Here is a 17,707-nt window from a genome sequence, read left to right on the forward strand (position 1 = left end):
AAAGCCGCCGCGGTCTATGCACGCGTCAACGACGACTCGATTGCCTGTACCAGAAACGCCGTGGCGCCGGTGCCGCAGGGCTTGTCGTAGTAGTCAACAAAGCGCTGGTCGGCAAGATAGCCGTGGGCGAGGCCCAAGTACGCTTCGTTCTGGGGCTCGCATCCCCAGTTGAGAGCAATCCAGCGACGATGCATCGCGACAAGCTTGCGAGCCTCGCTTCCATCCGGTTCGCCGTCGCTCATGGCAATCGAGAGCTGGCCCAGAATAGCGCGTTCAAGTTCCTTCATGTCGTTCCATGTCTGAGGATCCATATCCAGTAACGTTTCGTTTGCTGCATCGATAGCCTCATCGCCATAGCGCGCCCGCGCTTCGGCGCCGTAGCGCTCCTCGTTTTCTTGCACGGCGCGCCAGCGTTCCAGTTGCGGCAGCACGGCGCCCATGAGCGAGACAGCTTCGTCGAGCGACATACCGGTGTTTTGTGCCAGGCGCGGGGCACAATCCTCGATCATTGCCTCCATCGTAGTGTCGTAGGTGTACTTGCCGTGGTCGTAGCACCACTTGCAGTAATGATCGGTCGCGGTGCCCGCAGCATCGGTGCCGCAGTCGTCGGGTGTGAGCACCATGCCGCAGCTCTGGCAATAGTGCTCGGGCATTTCGAGCAGGTGGGACAGCGGTTCTCCGGTTACGGCGGCAATGAGCTTCATCATGTCGATGCCCGGGGTGACTTCGCCGCGCTCCCAGCGGCTGACGGCTTGGCGCGTGACATAGAGCTTGGCGGCAAGCTGCTCTTGGGTAAGGTTGTTGGCGCGACGGACGGCGATGAGTTTTTCTGCAAAGGCCATAACGGCTCCTTTCTGCTGCTTGTTGGCTTAAGCATACGCGGCGGCCGACGCCCTTCCAAGCAACCGTTGGTTGCAAAAGGGGCGGTCGCGGTGAGGGATTACGCGCATCGCGCATGCCCTCATGCCGTACAATGACCGGCATGAAACCTATTGCACACATACATACCGACCTGCCGCAAAAGTTCGGCATCCCGCGCAACAGCTTTTTGGCGCCCCATCTTGAGGGACGCATCGTCTTTGAGCCGGAATTTGCCTCCAGCGCGGCAGTTGAGGGTCTGGACTCCTTCTCTCACCTGTGGCTGCTCTGGCGCTTTGAAAACGGAACACCCGGCGGCGCGGCCGAAGACATCGCCGCCGATGCCAAGACACAGGATAGGTCCGGCACCAACGCCAAGTGGTCGAAGACCGTGCGTCCGCCGCGCTTGGGTGGAGCCGAGCGCGTGGGCGTATTTGCCACGCGCAGCCCGTTTCGACCTAATCCCATTGGGCTTACCTGCGTCAAACTCGATCATGTCGGGCTTACCGACGATGGCCCCATCATTCATGTGCTAGGGGCCGATCTGCGTGACGGCACGCCCATCTACGACATTAAGCCCTACATTCCGTTTGCGGACTGCCACTCGGATGCGACCGGCGGCTGGATTGAGGATGCGCCGTGGCAAGAGCTCGACGTTGACTTCCCGCAAGCGCTGCAGGAGATGGTCCCGCCCACGAAGCTCCCCGGGTTGGTCGAGGTCCTTCGCCAAGATCCGCGCCGCGCGGGTAGCAAGCACGAGCCAAACCGCATTTACCACTTGGCTTACGCTGGGCTCGACATATCCTTTACGGTTGACGGATCCAAGTTGACGGTAACCGCCGTCAACGACGCGCGGGACTAGCCAGCCATTCGATGGCGCTCGCCAAATTCAACGCCAAACCCCGTGCCAAAATCGCCCACGCTGGTGGACAATAACGCCTATCAAAACAATCCGCTTTGCACGGGAGCTCAGCATGAAATACGACTTTACTTCGCTTATCGACCGCCACGGCATGGACGCCATCGCCGTTGACTCCTGGGGCGAGATCCCTGGCATGGCTCCGAACGCGCCCGACGAGGGCTTCGACCGCATCCCCATGTGGGTGGCGGACATGAATTTTGCCACGGTGCCCACGGTCCAGGAGCACATCATTCAGCGCGCCCAGCATCCCATGTTTGGCTATTTCGATCCGCGCGACGAGTACTTCGACCGCATCATCGAATGGCAGAGCCGACGTAATGGCGTCGAGGGTCTGCTCCCGGAGCATATCGGCTACGAAAACGGCGTGCTGGGCGGTGTCGTGTCGACCCTGCGGGCGTATGTCCAGCCGGGCGATGCGGTGCTGGTCCACAGCCCTACCTACATCGGCTTTACCAAGTCCATCGAAGCCGCGGGCTATCGCATTGTCCACAGCCCGCTTAAGCTCGACGACCAGGGCGTGTGGCGCATGGACTTTGAGGACATGGAACGCAAGCTCACCCAAAACCACATCCACGCCGCGGTGTTCTGCTCGCCGCACAATCCTTGTGGCCGCGTATGGGAGCGCGACGAGATCGAGCGCGCCATGGACATCTATCGCCGGCACGATTGCGTGGTGATTTCGGACGAGATTTGGTCCGACATCATCTTGCCCGGTCACAAGCATATCCCGACGCAGTCGGTGAGCGAGGATGCCCGCATGCGCACGGTCGCCCTCTATGCGCCCAGCAAGACGTTTAACCTGGCGGGCCTGGTCGGCAGCTACCACATCATCTATAACGAGACGCTGCGCGACCGCGTGTGCGCCGTGTCCAATAAGACCCACTACAACGAGATGAATGTCCTTTCGATGCATGCGCTTATCGGCGCCTACCAGCCGCAGGGCTACGAGTGGCTCGATGAGCTCAACGAGGTTATCGAGGGCAACATTGACTACTTCTGCGATTACGTGGACGAGCATTTTGAGGGCGTGTCCTATTCGCGCCCGCAGGGCACCTATATGGTGTTCCTGGACTGCACGGAGTGGTGCTGCGTGCATGGGCACGATATTCAGTGGCTGCTCGACGAGGGGGCGCGTGTGGGCGTGGGCTATCAGGACGGCCGTCCATTCCATGGACCTTGCCACATTCGCGTGAATCTGGCGCTGCCGCTTTCGCGTGTAAGGGAGGCGTGCGACCGCTTGGACCGCTACGTTTTTAATGCACGGTAAGTGAGTGCTGCATGCGGGGCTGTCTGCCAGATTGGCTGGAAGGCCCCGTATGGTAAAGCATCTGTAACCATTGAGCGCAAGCGCGGTTTTGTCTGCTAATATCTTTGCTCTTGAGTCTGTAAACAGGATCGTCTGGAGCTCGATGAAAAGACCTCGTCGCTCGGCCGCCATATCGTTGTTTGTTGCGCTTGCAGTGGTGGGCGCCTTTGTCGTGGCGATAGCTGGCTGTTCCGGGTTGAATGATGGGGCCGCGGCGTCTGCATCAGAAGGCGCAGCCGCCTCGCAGGTCAAAGACGACAACCTTAAGACGCTCAACGTTGGCAGCGACCTCTATCCACCGTTTGTGTATAGCAACGAGTACGGCGATATTGTTGGCCTGGATGTCGATATTTTGACCGAGGCTTTGGGCCGCATTGGCTACAAGCCAAAGTACCAGCTGATCGACTGGGAAAAGAAGAAAGAGCTGCTGGCGAGCGGCGAGCTCGATTGCGTCATGGGCAGCTTTAGTATGACGGGCCGCGAAGGCGAGTATCGCTGGGCGGGGCCGTACCTTGCGAGCCGACAGGTGGTTGCTGTCGATCCCGAAAGCGATATCTACACGCTTGCCGATCTTGAGGGTAGGGTCGTGGCGGTCCAGTCCACCACCAAGCCCGAATCGATTCTGCTCAATCACACCAATGAAAACGTTCCGCAGATTAAGGAGCTCTACAGCTTTTCGGACCGCTCGTACCTGAACCCGGCGCTTGTCGAGGGCCTAGTCGACGCCATCGCCGCGCATGAGTCCTCGCTGCTCACCTACGAAAAAGACTATGGCGTGACGTATCGCATTTTGTCTGAGCCGCTGCTAGAGGTTGGTTTGGGCACCGCTTTCGATATCAACGACACACGCGGCATCGACGTTAAGCTCACCCATGCCTACCAAGAAATGCTTGCCGATGGCACCATGGAGCGCCTGGTGTCAAAGTATTTTGATGACCCTTCGCCCTTTTTGAATGTGGAGGGCCTGTCATGATTGATGCGTCCGACCACACCGCTCAGGAGCGGGGCGATCGTTCGGCACGGGAATGGCTCATCGTCGTCCTGTTGGGGATAGCGCTCTCGATTGTTGCCGGCGTGACGAGCTACGCCTACACGACAGCTCAGGCCGAGCAGCGCTTTGCCGACGTTGTCGATTACGTGGCGACACAGAGCCTTTCCTACGATGCGTTCAACAGCGCCTATGCGACCAAAAACCTGATTCGCGTTATGGAGATCGCCGGAGAGGCGGCGCGCGATATGGAGCGCGACGGCTCGGTGGATAACGCTACGTTGGAGCAATATGCTGACCAGTTTAATGTGACAGCGCTGATCGTAACGGATGCATCGGGCAACTTGGTGTCCGAGTCCTCGAAGGATGACGTGGGCTACGAGTCGCTCGCCGCGAATCTCAAAGAGGCGCCTGTGCTGGAGGTGGCAGCCCATCCGCTTAAGTCCTATACCGCTCGCATTACGCTTGCGGACGATTCGGTCGCAGACATTGGCTGCGTGGCCCGGCGGGACGGTGAGGGCATCGTTGTCGCGGTGAGGCACCAGAGCGCCAAGGCGGTCGCGAGCAATACGCTCAAGTTGCAGAGCTTGCTCGATGGTTATGAGACCATCGATAGCGGCAATATCGTGATCGAAAACGACGGTAAGGTCGTTGCGACCAACGCTGTTGAGCCCGCCGTGTCAGGCGTGTTCGATTTGCCTGCGACGGATGCCATCGTTGTCAACGGCATTAAGGAGCGTTGCCTGGCTGGTAAGGTCAGATTGGTTAACGACAGCGGTGAGTGGTATCTGGGCACATTTGGTAAAGCGCGCGATTTTTACGTGTACACCTATGCTCCCGCGCAGCGTTACTTTGAGGTTGTTGCCGCTGTTGTTGCCAGCGTGTTGGCACTCTACGGCGGTGTTATAGCCACTGTTGTGTTGGTGCGCCGCCGCGCCGAGAGCCAACGCTTTGCCGACCTGTTGCTGCAGGAGCGCGACTATGGCGACAAACTGGCAAAAGCGGCGCGCGAAGCTTCGTCTGCCAACTCTGCAAAGACGGAGTTCCTGCGTCGCATGAGTCACGACCTGCGCACGCCCATCAACGGCATTCGCGGTATGGTCGAGGTGGGCAATGCCAACGCGGACGACTTGCAAAAGCAGACTGAGTGCCGCTCAAAGATCTGGACGGCGTCGGGACTGTTGCTCGACCTTGCGAACGAGGCACTCGATATGAGCCGCTTGGAGAGCGGGCAGGTCGACCTGAATCTCGTGCCTACAGATATGGTGGCCCTCAACCGTGAGGTGTGCGATATCCTGGAGCGCCAGGCCGAGGAGCGCCTGGTGACAATTATCTGCGACCAACGGACTCTTGATCATCCCTATGCCCGGGTGAGCGTGACGCACCTCAAGCGCCTGTTGCTCAATATTGCCGGTAATGCCGTCAAGTACAACCGCCAGGGCGGCTATGTTCGCCTGACATGCCGCGAGGTGGAGCCGGTGGACGGTGTCCCCGTCTATGAATACACGATCGCCGATAACGGCATTGGCATGAGCGAGGAGTTTCAACAGCACCTCTACGAGCCGTTCAGCCGCGAGGAACAACAGGTGGAAGGCGCTTCATCGGGAACTGGCCTGGGCGCGTCTATTGCCAAACAGTTGGTCGAGCTTATGGGCGGAACCATGAGCTTTACGAGCGCCTTGGGGCAGGGGACGACGTTTACCATTTGCCTGCCGTTTGAGAAGTGCAAGAGTTCCGAGATTCCCCAGGCAGTTCGCGTGGATGCAGGCGACAGCGACGTGCTCCAGGGCCTGCGCGTTTTGCTCGTAGAGGATAACGACCTGAATGCCGAGATCGCACAGTTTACGCTCGACCGCGCCGGTGCCGTCGTGACACATGTCAAAGATGGCGAGTCTGCCGTCGAGACGTTTGCCGCGAGTGCGCTGCACGAGTACGACGTGGTATTGATGGACATCATGATGCCCGGCATCGATGGCCTTGAGGCCACGCGTCAGATTCGAGCGCTCGATCGCGAGGACGCCGCGACCACGCCGATTATCGCCGTGAGCGCCAATGCCTTTGCCGACGACCGTAGGCTTTCGCGCGAGGCGGGCATGAACGCGCATCTGAGCAAACCCGTGAGTTCTCAGGATCTCGTTGAGGCGCTTGCGCACATAGCTGCCGACGCTTCATAAACAAATAGCTCGGTTCCAATACTGGTTGGAACCGAGCCATTTTGCTATTTGCAGGACCTGTTTTTGGGCTTACTTTTCTTGAATCTGCTTGCCGCAAAGGTGCTCAATCGAAATCTCATAGAGTTGGACGCCCTTGATGTCTTTGGCGATTTCCTCCTCGACTTCTTCGGCGGAAGGGTAATACTTAAGCGCGAGCTGGCGGACTTTGTCCTCGATAAACGCGGGGGCCTCATCTACCAGACGGCAACGGCCAAAGACCACGGTACTCATAACGTAGGGAGCCCAGTCATCGTCCTTGTACCACTCGTTGCCGTAAACGGTAAAGCAGACTTTGTCATCACGCCTGAGTGAATCGACCTTGTGGCCAGCCTTGGCGCCATGGAAATAAATCTTGTCGTGCTCGGTGTCAAAGAAGTAGTTGACGGGAATGGCATACGGGTAGCCATCGTCGCCGTTGACGGCAAAGACGCCGCGCTTGCAGATAGCGAGCAACTCGCGCGCTTCCTCGTCAGTGATGGCGCGTTTCTTTCGGCGTAAGGGCCTAAACATCGTTGGCTTCCTTTCTAACTGTGCATGGTGGGTGGGCACAAACTATAGCGAAACAGTTCCGTTTTTCTTGATGCGGGCGAGGATGTTTTTGAGCTTGTTAAAGTCGAGCGGTTTGGGCAGATGGGCGTTCATGCCGGCATCGTGTGCCGCCTTGGCGTCCTCGGCAAAGGCATTGGCGGTGAGCGCGATGATGGGGATGTCGGCTGCATCGGCCTTCTCGCTCAGACGAATCGCGCGAGTTGCCTCGTAGCCATCCATACCCGGCATCATGATGTCCATCAGGATCGCATCGAAGCTGCCGGCGGGACGACTAGTGTATAGTTCGACCGCTTCTTTGCCGTCGGCGGCGCGAGTTACGACGATGCCTTCGCTTTCGAGCAGGGCCTGGGCAATTTCGGCATTGAGCTCGTTGTCTTCGGCCAAAAGAACGTTCATGCCGGCAAGCGAGCAGCTGATCGCCTGCTCGCCCGCGCCTTCTCTTGCCTGAGGGTTCTTGTCGATATCGAGCGGAATCTGGACGTTGAACGTACTTCCCACGCCGACCTCGCTCGAAATCTCAATCGTGCCGCCCATCATGTCTATGAGCGATTTGACGATCGGCATGCCCATGCCAGTTCCCTGAAATTTACTGCGGGCATCGTTGCCCTCTTGGGCAAACGGTTCGTAGATGTGTGCCAAAAACTCGGATGTCATACCAATGCCGGTATCCGAGACGCTAAAGCAAAACACGGCGTGCTCGTCGTCGACCGGTTTGATGGTCGATGAGAACGTGACGGTGCCTCCGTGCTTGTTGTACTTGATGATGTTGTCGAGCAGGTTGACAAGGATCTGCCGAATATGGGTGGGGCTGCCGATCATATATTGGTCGACAGCGTAGGGCTCGCTGGTGTCGAGCATGGTTATGCCGCGGTCCGATGCGCGGAGCTTGCACAGTACGAGCGCATTGTCGCACAGCTCTTTAAGGTTGAATGATTCGTGCTCGAGCGTCACTTTGCGCTCCTCGATCCTGCCCATCTCGAGGATGTCGTTAATCAGTGACAGAAGGTGATTGGCGGCAACGCGCGCCTTGGCGCGGCTTTCGCGGGCGACCTGCATGTCGCCTTCTCTCAATTCCTCAATTTCGATAAGGCCCAGGATGCCGTTGAGCGGCGTGCGGATGTCGTGGCTCATGCGGGCGAGAAAGGCCGTTTTGGCCGCATTGGCGGCGAGTGCCTTGTTTTGCTCTACTCTGGCTCGCTGCAGGGCCCAGGTTAGAACCGCTACCCCAGTCAACAGTACACCGACGATGATGACGACAATCGAGCTACGATGACGATATATAAATCTGAACGCGTCTGATTCCTGTGCGCTATACGACGTAGAGGAATAATTGCTCGCAGAAAGCGATTCTCCGGCGTTGATGATGCCCTTGTTGACGATACTCAATAATTCGGGATTTCCGCGTCGCATAAGGCAAGAAAGTTCGGCCGTGCGTGAGAGTTCCTGTATCTCGTAGTCTCTGATATCGTAGCTATCTCGGATGGTTTCCAGCCGTGCGTTGGGAACAACGATGCAGCTTGATCTTCCGTCCTTAAGGGCAGAAAGCATGTCGTCTGCAGACGGATACTCGGTTACATTTGCATTTGGAAACATAGTTTTTAATTCGCTGCGGTTGACGATGGAAAACCCTGTGCAACAGATATTGCGGAGATCCTTGTTGAGATCGCTGGTGGCGTGGATGGCGGTAAGAGAGATCGTTCCCATCGAAATCGATTGAACGGTTCCCATTTGCTCGGCAAGCCAGTAGTCGCGAAATGCCGGTAGGGCGATGTCGATATTTCCCTTTGAGAGCGCTTCCGTCATTTGCTGGTTGCTTGAAAAAGCGAGCGTGTGTACGGTAATGCCATATTTGTCGTGGAGCGTCGTAACGAGTGAGACGAGTGACCCTTCCATTTCTCCGTTTGCATCTTGGTTGCAGAAGGGGAGATTGTTGTTGAGATAACCAAGTGTAAGCGTGTTGTTATTGGCCTTGAGCCACGACCGTTCGGAGTTGGTAAGTGATGCGGATCCGCTATTTTGCGCCGAGTAGTTGGATTTGACTTCGTCGTTGTAGCGCGGGTTGGTGCGGTTGATTGCCGCCATGGCCGAGTTGATGTCGTTCATCAGATCGGGGCGGCTTTTGGGAACGGCAAAATAGTAGTCGCTCGAGCCTACGTAGAACATGGGCGACGCATCGGGCGACGAAATGGTGTCGTTCATGATGACAGCGTCGACCTCGCCGTCTGAAAGTGCCGCAAAGAGGGCGCCGCCGGTGTCGATTTCTTTATAGGTACAGGTGACGCCTTCGTTGGCGAGCCACTGCTGGCCGACGAAGGTTTGCATAACGCCAGAGTTGCAGCCGATGGTGAGGCCTTGGAGTGCCTGGGGGTCACCCTTGGCCAGATCGTCGCGATCGGGCTTGGCGTAGATGTAGTAGCGCTCGGTGCCCTCGGGGTTTGAGGAAAAGAGTAACTTTTGCTCGCGTTCTACTGAATGCGAGATGTTGGGCATGAGGTCGATTTCGCCCTTCTCGAGCATGTCCATGAGCTCGGTGAAGGTGCCGGACACGTATTCGTACTGCCAGCCAGGGGTGTAGTACGAGAGGGTCTGGAGGTACTCGTAACCCCATCCCGAGAGGCGCTCGCCCGGTGTGCCTTCCTGGAACCCCTCGTTGTTGACAAGCCAGCCGACGCGGACCGTCTTGACCTGCTGGTCGGAGTCGGCGGCAAAGGCCGGGGTGGGCATGACGGCGCTCAGTAGTGTGAGCGCAGCAAGCGCGACGGCTAGGGTGCGATATAGAGCTAAGCGAAGGACGGCGGAAGGTTTCACAGACAATCCTATCGAGTTGAGATAATACCGCATAAGGATACCAGCTCAGCCACCCTAACACCCGGCAGATGGGTAGTCATTGGGGACGTTCTTAAACGACTAGTCGCTGGGGACACTCTTTGCCGGAGTTGGCACTTAGGGACGTTCCTTTTGTGCCGGCAGTTGGGGACAGTCCCTTTCTGCCGACACAAAAGGAACGTCCCCAGCTGCCGGTTGTGGGACAATACCGAGCGAACGTGATGGGACGTCTGGAAAAGGGGTCGCGATGAACAAGTTGAGGACACTTGCCGACGTGTTGCGCCAGGCTGGCTTTGCGCGCATCACGGGCCTGTTTCTTATCTTTTACCTGCTGTGCTCGACGGCTGTCTGGCTGTCCGAGCCCACGACCCTTACGTTTGGCGATGGACTCTGGTTTAGCTTTGAGACTGTATCGACGATCGGCTTTGGCGATATCCCGGCCGAAACTCCGGTTGCCCGCGCTATCACCGTCGTTTTGAGCGTCATCAGCATCTTCTACATCGCCATGCTCACGGGCGTGGCGGTGAACTACTGCAATACGCTCATCAAGATGCGCCAAAAGGACACCATGGCGCGCTTTATGGACGATCTTGAGCACCTGGAAGAGCTCGACCGCGATGAGCTCGCCGACCTGTCGCGCCGCGTGCGCGAATATCGCCGACGCCAACGCTAGAGGGGCGCCGCACGCCACGATGAGGGGGGACTGAATATGAATATCACCGTGTATCTGGGTGCCAGCGTCGGTAATGACCCGGCGTTTCTGCCCGCGGTGCAGGAGCTGGGCAACTGGATTGGCGCCAACGGACACGCGCTGGTATACGGCGGGTCCAAGTCGGGTCTGATGGGTGCGCTCGCCGATAGCGTGCTCGATGTCGGCGGCTATGTGACGGGCGTGGAGCCGAGCTTTTTTATCGAGGCCGAGTTTCAGCACGATGGCATCGACGACCTTATCGTGACGAGCGGCATGACCGAGCGTAAGGCCAAGATGATCGAGCTCGGCGACGCGTTCATCGCCTTCCCGGGCGGTACGGGCACGCTCGAGGAGATTGCCGAGGTCATGTCCGCTGTGTCGTTGGGGCATCTCGATGCGCCGTGCATCCTGTACAACCTCGGGGGCTACTACAACGACCTCAAGGCGTTGCTCGAGCATATGATCGATAAGGGCCTATCGAGCCCGCAGCGCCAGCAGGGGATTTACTTTGCCGATAACCTGCACCAAATCGCATCGATTATCGACAACTAGGCCTCGGGCCTGCCGCGCGTGCGGCGCCCAACGGTGTCGTTCGCGGCGCAGATGGTTAGCCCGCCCGCGCCGTGCCCGCCCTACAATAAAACGTAACTATGTCGACTTTGACCGCGGGAGGACCCGATGGATAACCTTGCCAAACCCACAAACCGCGCGCTGTTTTTAGTTAGCGTTGCCGTGACCGGTGCGTTCGCAGGTGCCGCGGTCTGGCTGTTCTTTTTCGCGATGGAGCACGGCATCGACTATCTATGGACCAAGATTCCGCACGCGCTGGGCGTCGCTTCGCCCGAGCTTGCCAGTGGCCCGTTTGGCTTTTTGCCGTACCCGTTTTTTGTCTGCCTGCTGGGCGGCCTGCTGATCGGTCTGTACGAAAAGCTTACGGGCACCAAGACCGATGACCTCAACCAGGTGATGGCTAAGGTTAAGCAAGACGGGCGCTACCCGTATGACAACCTGGGCAAGCTTTCGCTCGCGGCGTTGCTGCCGCTGCTGTTTGGCGGAAGTATTGGACCGGAGGCCGGCCTGACTGGTGTTATCGCGGGTCTGTGCAGCTGGGTTGGCGACCGCATGCGTCGCTTCGGCGCCGAGTTTAGGGAGCTTACGCTGCTGGGTACCCAGGCCGCGTTGACGGCGCTCTTTACCGCGCCCGTCTTTGGCTTTGTGGCACCGCTTGCCGGTAGCGCCGACGGCCAGGGCGAAGACGCCGACGATGAGTCCACGTCCGGCGAGATCACCATCAGGCTGCCCAAGGCGCAAAAGACCGTGGTTTACGGCATCGCGATTGCCGGCGGCCTGGGCACCTACCTGCTGCTCGGCCAGCTTATGGGCGGCGGCATGGGTATGCCGAGGTTCGAGGCTGCCGTGGTGGGCAACCTGGAGCTTACCTGGCTCATTCCTCTGTCGCTGATTGGAACAATCTGCGGCTGGCTGTACTTTGTCTCTGAGTACGCGAGCGAAGCGTTTGCCCGTGCCATAGGAGAGCGTCCTGTCGTTAAGGCAATGCTGGCTGGTCTGGCGCTCGCCATCTGCGGCACGGTCCTGCCCTACACCATGTTTGCCGGCGAGACCCAGGCCGACGTGCTCAGGGAGACCTATCTGACCATCCCCGCCGGTGTGCTTATCGCGACCGGTCTGGTCAAGGCCATGCTGACGCCCGCCCTCATCAACCTTGGTTGGCGCGGCGGTCACTTCTTCCCGGTTATCTTCTCGGGCGTAAGTCTGGGCTATGGCCTTGCCATCCTCACCGGCGCCGATCCGGTCTTTTGCGTTGCCGTCTGCACCGCCTCGACGATGGGCGCCGTTATGCGTCAGCCCGTCATGGTCGTGGGCCTGCTGCTCATGTGCTTCCCGCTCAAGGGTATCGTCTGTATGATCATCGCCGCCGTTATCGCCGCCGGCATTCCGCTGCCCAAGCCGCTGCGCAAGTAACGTGGTGGTGCGCGGCCAATACAGGCATCCCAGGCCCGGCGTGAGAATGTAGCGTCTGCTGGGCTGCTGTTCCAACAGTCATGAATAAAATATGCCAGATGACGGAGGTGGAACGGCGCAACAAACCACGGCCAGCGCCTAGATCTCGCTCGGCATCGGCGCTACTTCCAAACCGCGAGCGCCGCAGTGCCCAAGACGATGAGGGCGAGACCGATGGCGCTGCGTCGCGAGAGTTTTTCGTTGAATGCCAGGCGCGCAAATAGTACCGATACGACAATCGATAGTTTGTCGATCTGCACCACGACGCTCACTTGGCCTGCGGCGATGGCATAGTAATAGAGCAGCCACGATGCTCCAGTCGCGATGCCCGATGCCGCGAGAAATACGAGTTCGTAGCGGTCTATGTGCACGGCTTGGCCCATCTTGCCTTTAGCTGCCACGATTGCCCATGCCATAACCAGTACCACACAGGTACGGATTGCCGTGGCCAGGTTGGACTCGACGCCTTCGATGCCAACCTTGGCGAGGATGGACGTGAGTGCCGCGAACACGGCGGCGCCGAGGGCGTAAGCGAGCCAGGTCCGGTCTTGCTGTTGCTCGGGTCCGGCGGATTGCTGCTTCTCGATCATTAAAAACGTGCCGAGGGTAATGACGGCGGTTCCCACGAGCTTAACCGCAAGGTTGCTCGTCTCACCAAAAAGCGCGATGGCGATCAGCGCGGCGAGCACGGTGCTCATCTTGTCAACCGGTACGACCTTATTGACGTCTCCGATGCTCAGCGCCTTAAAGTAACAGATCCACGAAGCTCCGGTAGCGAGTCCCGAGAGGATGAGAAAGAGCCATGATCTGGGTTCGATGATGCCAATGGTTCCAATGGATCCAGAAATACCCGCCATTGCCCAGGCGAAAACGAGCACCACGCAGGTGCGAATGGCCGTCGCGACATCGGAGTCGGTCTGCTTGATGCCGCATTTGGCCAAGATAGATGTGATGCCGGCAAAGAATGCTGACGCAAATGCTGCGACGACCCACGACACGGGTGCGGTGCCTCCTTGGATAATGGGTTTATCCTGCGAGTTTTATGGACATGAGGATACCGCCCCGCCATGAAGGTTTGATATGGCCGCGGCGAGACGGGGGTCATGTTGCGGGGAGCCATTTGGTTAAGGCTCGAATTGAAGGTGAATGTTTTTCCGAGAAGTGAACGAGTCAATATGGACCCCTGGAGCATGCAGGCTTTTTTCGAATAAAACCGCTGGATTTCTTGGCAAAAAGCGCAGGAACTAAGCCCATAAAAATGTCGATGATACAGGGTACTGATTTTACTCGTTCACTTCTCGGAAAAACATTCACCCTCGATATGCTGTCGGCTTCTCTTTGGTCGCCAAGATCTAAACGGTACGCCGTGAAGGGTGGTAGCGACGTTGTTGCTGCTTCTCTTATCTAGTAAATGAGGTGGGGCGCCGCCCAAGTCCTTTAGCTGTCGATCACAGGTTGCGTGCCCGGTAGACCTTGGTGCTGATGGCACAGCTGACAACGCCAAGGACGACCGTTGCCAGCGCGACGGCACCACACAGGCAACCGAGGACGGCAAGATCGGGATTCGTCCCTGCAATCGACATGAGCTGGTTGCTGATGGGGTTGAATGAGTTTAGCGTGACCATGATAAGGCACATGAATAGGGCGTACAGACCAACGGATAGGCGTTGCGCCTTCATGTGTTCAAATCGAAAGAACAGAGGCAGTACCAAAAACACCGCCATGAGGGAGAAAAGCATCGATATTGCCGAGGCGATTGCGGTCTCAAAGACGGTCTCTCCCGTGGAGGGGATACCCACGCTGTTTAAGATCGGGATGGCGACGATACTCAACAGCACGGCCGCGCACGCCATGATGACCGAGAAAATAGTGATGCACAGGTAGCGTGCGCTGACGATGTCTTTGCGTGAGATGGGCAGCGTTGCCCGATAGCGCTCCCATCCGTTTTGGTTGTCGAGCCCGGCCAGCGACGTCATGGCCATGATAGGCGACATGGCACTGATCGCGAAGGCGCCGGCGGCGCTCATGTCGGAATCACCATTCGATGCCCTGACGGCGGTCAGCACGACGAAGATGAACAGGCCGACACCTGCGATGCTCGGGACGAGCGTGCGAACGATGGGAAGCTCGGACATAATGGCGCGTTTCATTTCAAAGCCCCTTTCAGCATGAAGCGAAGATAGTCATCAATGGTTGCCCGATCGCAGGGAATCTCGGGGAAGGCCTCGAGCACTTCGCGGTGGTTGGGCACGAGCACGTCCACGCTGTAGGCGTGGCGGGCGGCGCGGGTGCCTTCGACGCAAGCCATGAGCTCGGCGGCCTGTGCCTGGGTGCAGTGGGCGATGCCGGCGCGGTCGGTAATGTCCTCGCGTGGCAGGTCAAACACAATCGAGCCGTTATCGATGCAGATGACGCGGTCGGCAGCACGATCGAGATCAGACGTAATGTGGCTCGAGAGCAGCACGCTGCGCTGGCCGTCGGCGACAAAGGCGAGCAGCTCATCGAGCAGTTCCTCGCGTGCCATGGGATCGAGGCCCGCGGTGCCTTCGTCCAAAACGAGCAGCTTGGCATTGTGGCTGAGCGCGCAGGCGAGCTGCAGCTTCATACCCATGCCGCGGGAGAGGTCCTTGACCTTTGTCTTGGGATCGAGGCCAAATCGGTTGATGAATCCGGCGAACGTTTCGCGGTCCCACGTGGGGTACGCCGGGCCTACGAGCGCCTCGATCTGGCCGACCTTGAGCGTGGAGGGGAAGGGGCATGTGTCCAGCACGAGGCCGATGCGAGAGCGCAGGTGGCGTTGCGACTCATCGGGCGCGTCGGTGCCACAGCGCTGACCAAACAGGTGCACCTCGCCGGCATCGAGCTTTATAAGCCCAAGCGTGGCGCGAATGGTCGTCGTCTTGCCGGCGCCGTTTGCGCCCACAAAGCCAACAATTTGGCCGGGCTCCACGGCCAACGTGACGCCACGTAGCGAAAAGCGGTCGCTCACGCGGCGTGAGATGCTTTTGAGTTCTAGCAAGTTTTGCATGGCATAGCCTTTCTTGCAGATGGTTACTGCATGGTTTCGGGGGCTACCAGGTCGAGCATCTCGTGCAGTTTATCGCGCGTGACGCCCACGGCTTCGGCTTGCGTTGCTGCCTGTGCGAGCAGCTCTTCGATATGGCAGAGCTGATTTTCGCGCAAGAGTTCTTGGTTGCCCTCGGCGACAAAACAGCCCTTGCCCTGCACAGTGCAGATAAAGCCGAGTTGCTCCAGGTCGGCGTAGGCGCGCTTGGTGGTGATGACACTCACGCCAAGATCGCTCGCGAGTGCACGGATGCTGGGGAGTTTGGCTCCCGCAGCAAGCGTGCCCGAAAGGATCTGAGCTTTGACTTGCGAGGCTATTTGCTCGTAGATGGGCTTGTCGCTCGAATTGGATAGGATGATGTCCACAGCGGCTCCTTAGCTGTTGGGCTACACGTGTATATAACCGGTAAGCACAGTATATATACACTATGTACAGTTACGCAAGAGACAAATTCGGATTGGGCCGGCTGCCCGGGCCCTGACTGATGAATTTGTCCTGATAGGTGCCCTATGGCGGGATTTCGCGGCTACAATAGTACGGTTACAACGACGTAATGCACTCAATGCAAGAAAGGATCCGCATGGCAAGCCTGTCGGATGAAATCTCGTCGCGCCGCACATTCGCGATCATCAGCCACCCGGACGCCGGTAAGACCACGCTTACCGAGAAGCTGCTGCTCTATACCGGCAGCATCCAGACCGCCGGCTCGGTCAAGGGCAAGAGCTCGGCCAAGCACGCCGTCTCGGACTGGATGGACATCGAGAAGGAGCGCGGCATTTCCGTTACCTCCTCGGTTCTGCAGTTCACCTATAACGGCGCCTGCGTCAACATCCTCGATACCCCCGGCCACCAGGACTTCTCGGAGGATACCTACCGTACCCTTATGGCGGCCGACGCCGCGGTCATGGTCATCGACGGCGCCAAGGGCGTCGAGGCCCAGACCAAAAAGCTCTTTAAGGTCTGTACGCTGCGCCATATTCCCATCTTTACCTTTGTGAACAAGCTCGACCACGAGGCTCGCGATCCGTTTGAGCTCATGGAAGAGATCGAGAACGTCCTGGGTATCAATACGTATCCCATGAACTGGCCGATTGGCAGCGGCCGCAACTTCCGCGGCGTGTTCGACCGTCAGACCCGTCGCGTTATCGCCTTTGAGGGCGACGGCCACGCCAATGCCACCAAGAAGGTCGCCGAGGTCGAGGCCGAGCTGGGCGATCCCGCCATGGATGAGCTTATTGGCGAGGAGAACCATAAGAACCTGATGGACGACATCGAGCTGCTCGATGGCGCCGGTGATGAGCTCGACCTGGATGCCGTGGCCTGTGGCAAGCTGAGTCCGGCGTTCTTTGGCTCGGCACTTACCAACTTTGGCGTGGAGCCCTTCCTTAAGGAGTTCCTGCGCTTGGCGCCGACGCCGCGCGCCTATACCGATACGCTCACCAGCGAGCCGGTCGCGCCCGCCGAGAACGACTTTAGCGGCTTTGTCTTTAAGATCCAGGCCAACATGGACAAGAACCACCGCGACCGCATTGCCTTTGTGCGCATTTGCTCGGGCAAGTTCGAGCGCGGCATGGATGCCTTCCATATGCAGGGCAACCGCAAGCTCAAGCTGGCCACGGGCACCTCGATGATGGCCGACGACCGCGCCATTGTGGACGAGGCGTACGCCGGCGATATCGTGGGTCTGTTCGACCCCGGCATCTTTAGCATCGGCGACACCGTGTGCTCCGGCAAGCGCCACGTGCAGTATCCGCAGATCCCGACGTTTGCCCCCGAGATGTTTGCTCGCATTACGCAGGTCGACACGCTCAAGCGCAAGCAGTTTGTGAAGGGCATGGAGGAGCTTGCCCAGGAGGGTGCCATCCAAATCTTCCGCGAGCTGGGTGCCGGCATGGAGAGCGTCATCGTGGGCGTGGTCGGCGTGCTGCAGTTTGAGGTGCTCGAGCGCCGCCTCAAGGCCGAGTACCGTGTTGAGGTTCGTCGCCAGCCGCTGCCCTATACGGACATTCGCTGGATCCAAAACGACCCCGACACCATCGATATCCCGGGCCTTTCGCTTACGCGCGACACGCTGCGCGTCGAGGACATGCGCGGCGGTAAGCTGCTGCTGTTCACGAGTCCGTGGAACGTGGATTGGGCAACCGACCACAACCCCGACCTGATCCTGTCGGAGTTTGGCAACGTAGCGTTTTAACGCATCGGCGCGGTGGCCCTGCGGGGCTGCCGCGCCGGTTGCTTGCCTGATGCCGTGTGAGCGGCTATCAT

General features: G+C 58.6%; 15 protein-coding genes and 1 pseudogene. 8 read left to right on the forward strand and 8 right to left on the reverse strand.

The window, feature by feature from the left end; genetic code table 11:
- Nucleotides 1-14: 14 nt before the first annotated feature.
- On the reverse strand, nucleotides 15-842 hold the full coding sequence (locus DW195_RS01030; protein WP_118205437.1) for a TipAS antibiotic-recognition domain-containing protein: 828 nt from the start codon (nucleotides 840-842) through the stop codon (nucleotides 15-17).
- Between the two features lie 140 nt (nucleotides 843-982).
- Between DW195_RS01030 and DW195_RS01035 the strand changes: the two genes are divergently transcribed.
- From DW195_RS01035 to DW195_RS01050, 4 genes are all read left to right on the forward strand, one after another.
- On the forward strand, nucleotides 983-1,720 hold the full coding sequence (locus tag DW195_RS01035) for a tRNA (N6-threonylcarbamoyladenosine(37)-N6)-methyltransferase TrmO (protein ID WP_233503087.1): 738 nt from the start codon (nucleotides 983-985) through the stop codon (nucleotides 1,718-1,720).
- A gap of 112 nt (nucleotides 1,721-1,832) precedes the next feature.
- A complete protein-coding gene (locus DW195_RS01040) occupies nucleotides 1,833-3,047 on the forward strand; it encodes a MalY/PatB family protein (protein ID WP_117635836.1) in 1,215 nt (404 codons plus the stop codon).
- A 142-nt stretch (nucleotides 3,048-3,189) separates the two neighbouring features.
- Nucleotides 3,190-4,059, forward strand: coding sequence for an ABC transporter substrate-binding protein (locus DW195_RS01045; RefSeq protein WP_117635835.1), 870 nt, complete (start codon nucleotides 3,190-3,192; stop codon nucleotides 4,057-4,059).
- On the forward strand, nucleotides 4,056-6,248 hold the full coding sequence (locus DW195_RS01050; RefSeq protein ID WP_118205439.1) for an ATP-binding protein: 2,193 nt from the start codon (nucleotides 4,056-4,058) through the stop codon (nucleotides 6,246-6,248). The genes DW195_RS01045 and DW195_RS01050 overlap by 4 nt, the downstream gene beginning before the upstream one ends.
- A gap of 69 nt (nucleotides 6,249-6,317) precedes the next feature.
- On the opposite strand, the gene DW195_RS01055 is transcribed toward DW195_RS01050, so the two are convergent.
- Nucleotides 6,318-6,797: a pyridoxamine 5'-phosphate oxidase family protein gene (locus DW195_RS01055; protein ID WP_118205441.1), complete on the reverse strand. Its 480-nt coding sequence runs from the start codon at nucleotides 6,795-6,797 to the stop codon at nucleotides 6,318-6,320.
- A gap of 42 nt (nucleotides 6,798-6,839) precedes the next feature.
- On the reverse strand, nucleotides 6,840-9,644 hold the full coding sequence (locus DW195_RS01060; RefSeq protein WP_158567869.1) for a transporter substrate-binding domain-containing protein: 2,805 nt from the start codon (nucleotides 9,642-9,644) through the stop codon (nucleotides 6,840-6,842).
- A gap of 265 nt (nucleotides 9,645-9,909) precedes the next feature.
- On the opposite strand from DW195_RS01060, the gene DW195_RS01065 reads away from it, so the two are divergent.
- The 3 genes from DW195_RS01065 to DW195_RS01075 all read left to right on the forward strand — a co-directional run bounded on the left by DW195_RS01065 (nucleotide 9,910) and on the right by DW195_RS01075 (nucleotide 12,336).
- Nucleotides 9,910-10,335, forward strand: a complete 426-nt coding sequence (locus DW195_RS01065; protein ID WP_035136976.1) for a potassium channel family protein — start codon at nucleotides 9,910-9,912, stop codon at nucleotides 10,333-10,335.
- 36 nt (nucleotides 10,336-10,371) lie between these two features.
- Nucleotides 10,372-10,905: a TIGR00730 family Rossman fold protein gene (locus tag DW195_RS01070; protein WP_118205445.1), complete on the forward strand. Its 534-nt coding sequence runs from the start codon at nucleotides 10,372-10,374 to the stop codon at nucleotides 10,903-10,905.
- Nucleotides 10,906-11,031: 126 nt separating this feature from the next.
- On the forward strand, nucleotides 11,032-12,336 hold the full coding sequence (locus DW195_RS01075) for a chloride channel protein (RefSeq protein WP_118205447.1): 1,305 nt from the start codon (nucleotides 11,032-11,034) through the stop codon (nucleotides 12,334-12,336).
- A 161-nt stretch (nucleotides 12,337-12,497) separates the two neighbouring features.
- On the opposite strand, the gene DW195_RS10710 is transcribed toward DW195_RS01075, so the two are convergent.
- The 5 genes and pseudogenes from DW195_RS10710 to DW195_RS01095 form a co-directional block, all read right to left on the reverse strand.
- Complete coding sequence (locus DW195_RS10710) at nucleotides 12,498-12,965, reverse strand: EamA family transporter (RefSeq protein WP_370215080.1); 468 nt, start codon at nucleotides 12,963-12,965, stop codon at nucleotides 12,498-12,500.
- Nucleotides 12,960-13,373: pseudogene (locus DW195_RS10715) on the reverse strand (EamA family transporter); the annotation flags it as partial. The pseudogene DW195_RS10715 and the gene DW195_RS10710, both read right to left, overlap by 6 nt.
- Nucleotides 13,374-13,823: 450 nt before the next feature.
- Complete coding sequence (locus DW195_RS01085) at nucleotides 13,824-14,525, reverse strand: ABC-2 transporter permease (RefSeq protein WP_118205451.1); 702 nt, start codon at nucleotides 14,523-14,525, stop codon at nucleotides 13,824-13,826.
- Nucleotides 14,522-15,403 carry an ABC transporter ATP-binding protein gene (locus tag DW195_RS01090; RefSeq protein WP_118205453.1) on the reverse strand — a complete coding sequence of 294 codons (882 nt, stop codon included), beginning with the start codon at nucleotides 15,401-15,403 and terminating at the stop codon, nucleotides 14,522-14,524. Before DW195_RS01090 ends, DW195_RS01085 begins: the two co-directional genes overlap by 4 nt.
- A gap of 23 nt (nucleotides 15,404-15,426) precedes the next feature.
- Nucleotides 15,427-15,807: a GntR family transcriptional regulator gene (locus DW195_RS01095; protein ID WP_118205455.1), complete on the reverse strand. Its 381-nt coding sequence runs from the start codon at nucleotides 15,805-15,807 to the stop codon at nucleotides 15,427-15,429.
- A gap of 215 nt (nucleotides 15,808-16,022) precedes the next feature.
- On the opposite strand from DW195_RS01095, the gene DW195_RS01100 reads away from it, so the two are divergent.
- Complete coding sequence (locus DW195_RS01100) at nucleotides 16,023-17,636, forward strand: peptide chain release factor 3 (RefSeq protein ID WP_117563565.1); 1,614 nt, start codon at nucleotides 16,023-16,025, stop codon at nucleotides 17,634-17,636.
- The last annotated feature ends 71 nt before the right edge of the window (nucleotides 17,637-17,707 follow it).

Source organism: Collinsella sp. AM17-1 (genome assembly GCF_003470665.1).
GTDB lineage: Bacteria > Actinomycetota > Coriobacteriia > Coriobacteriales > Coriobacteriaceae > Collinsella.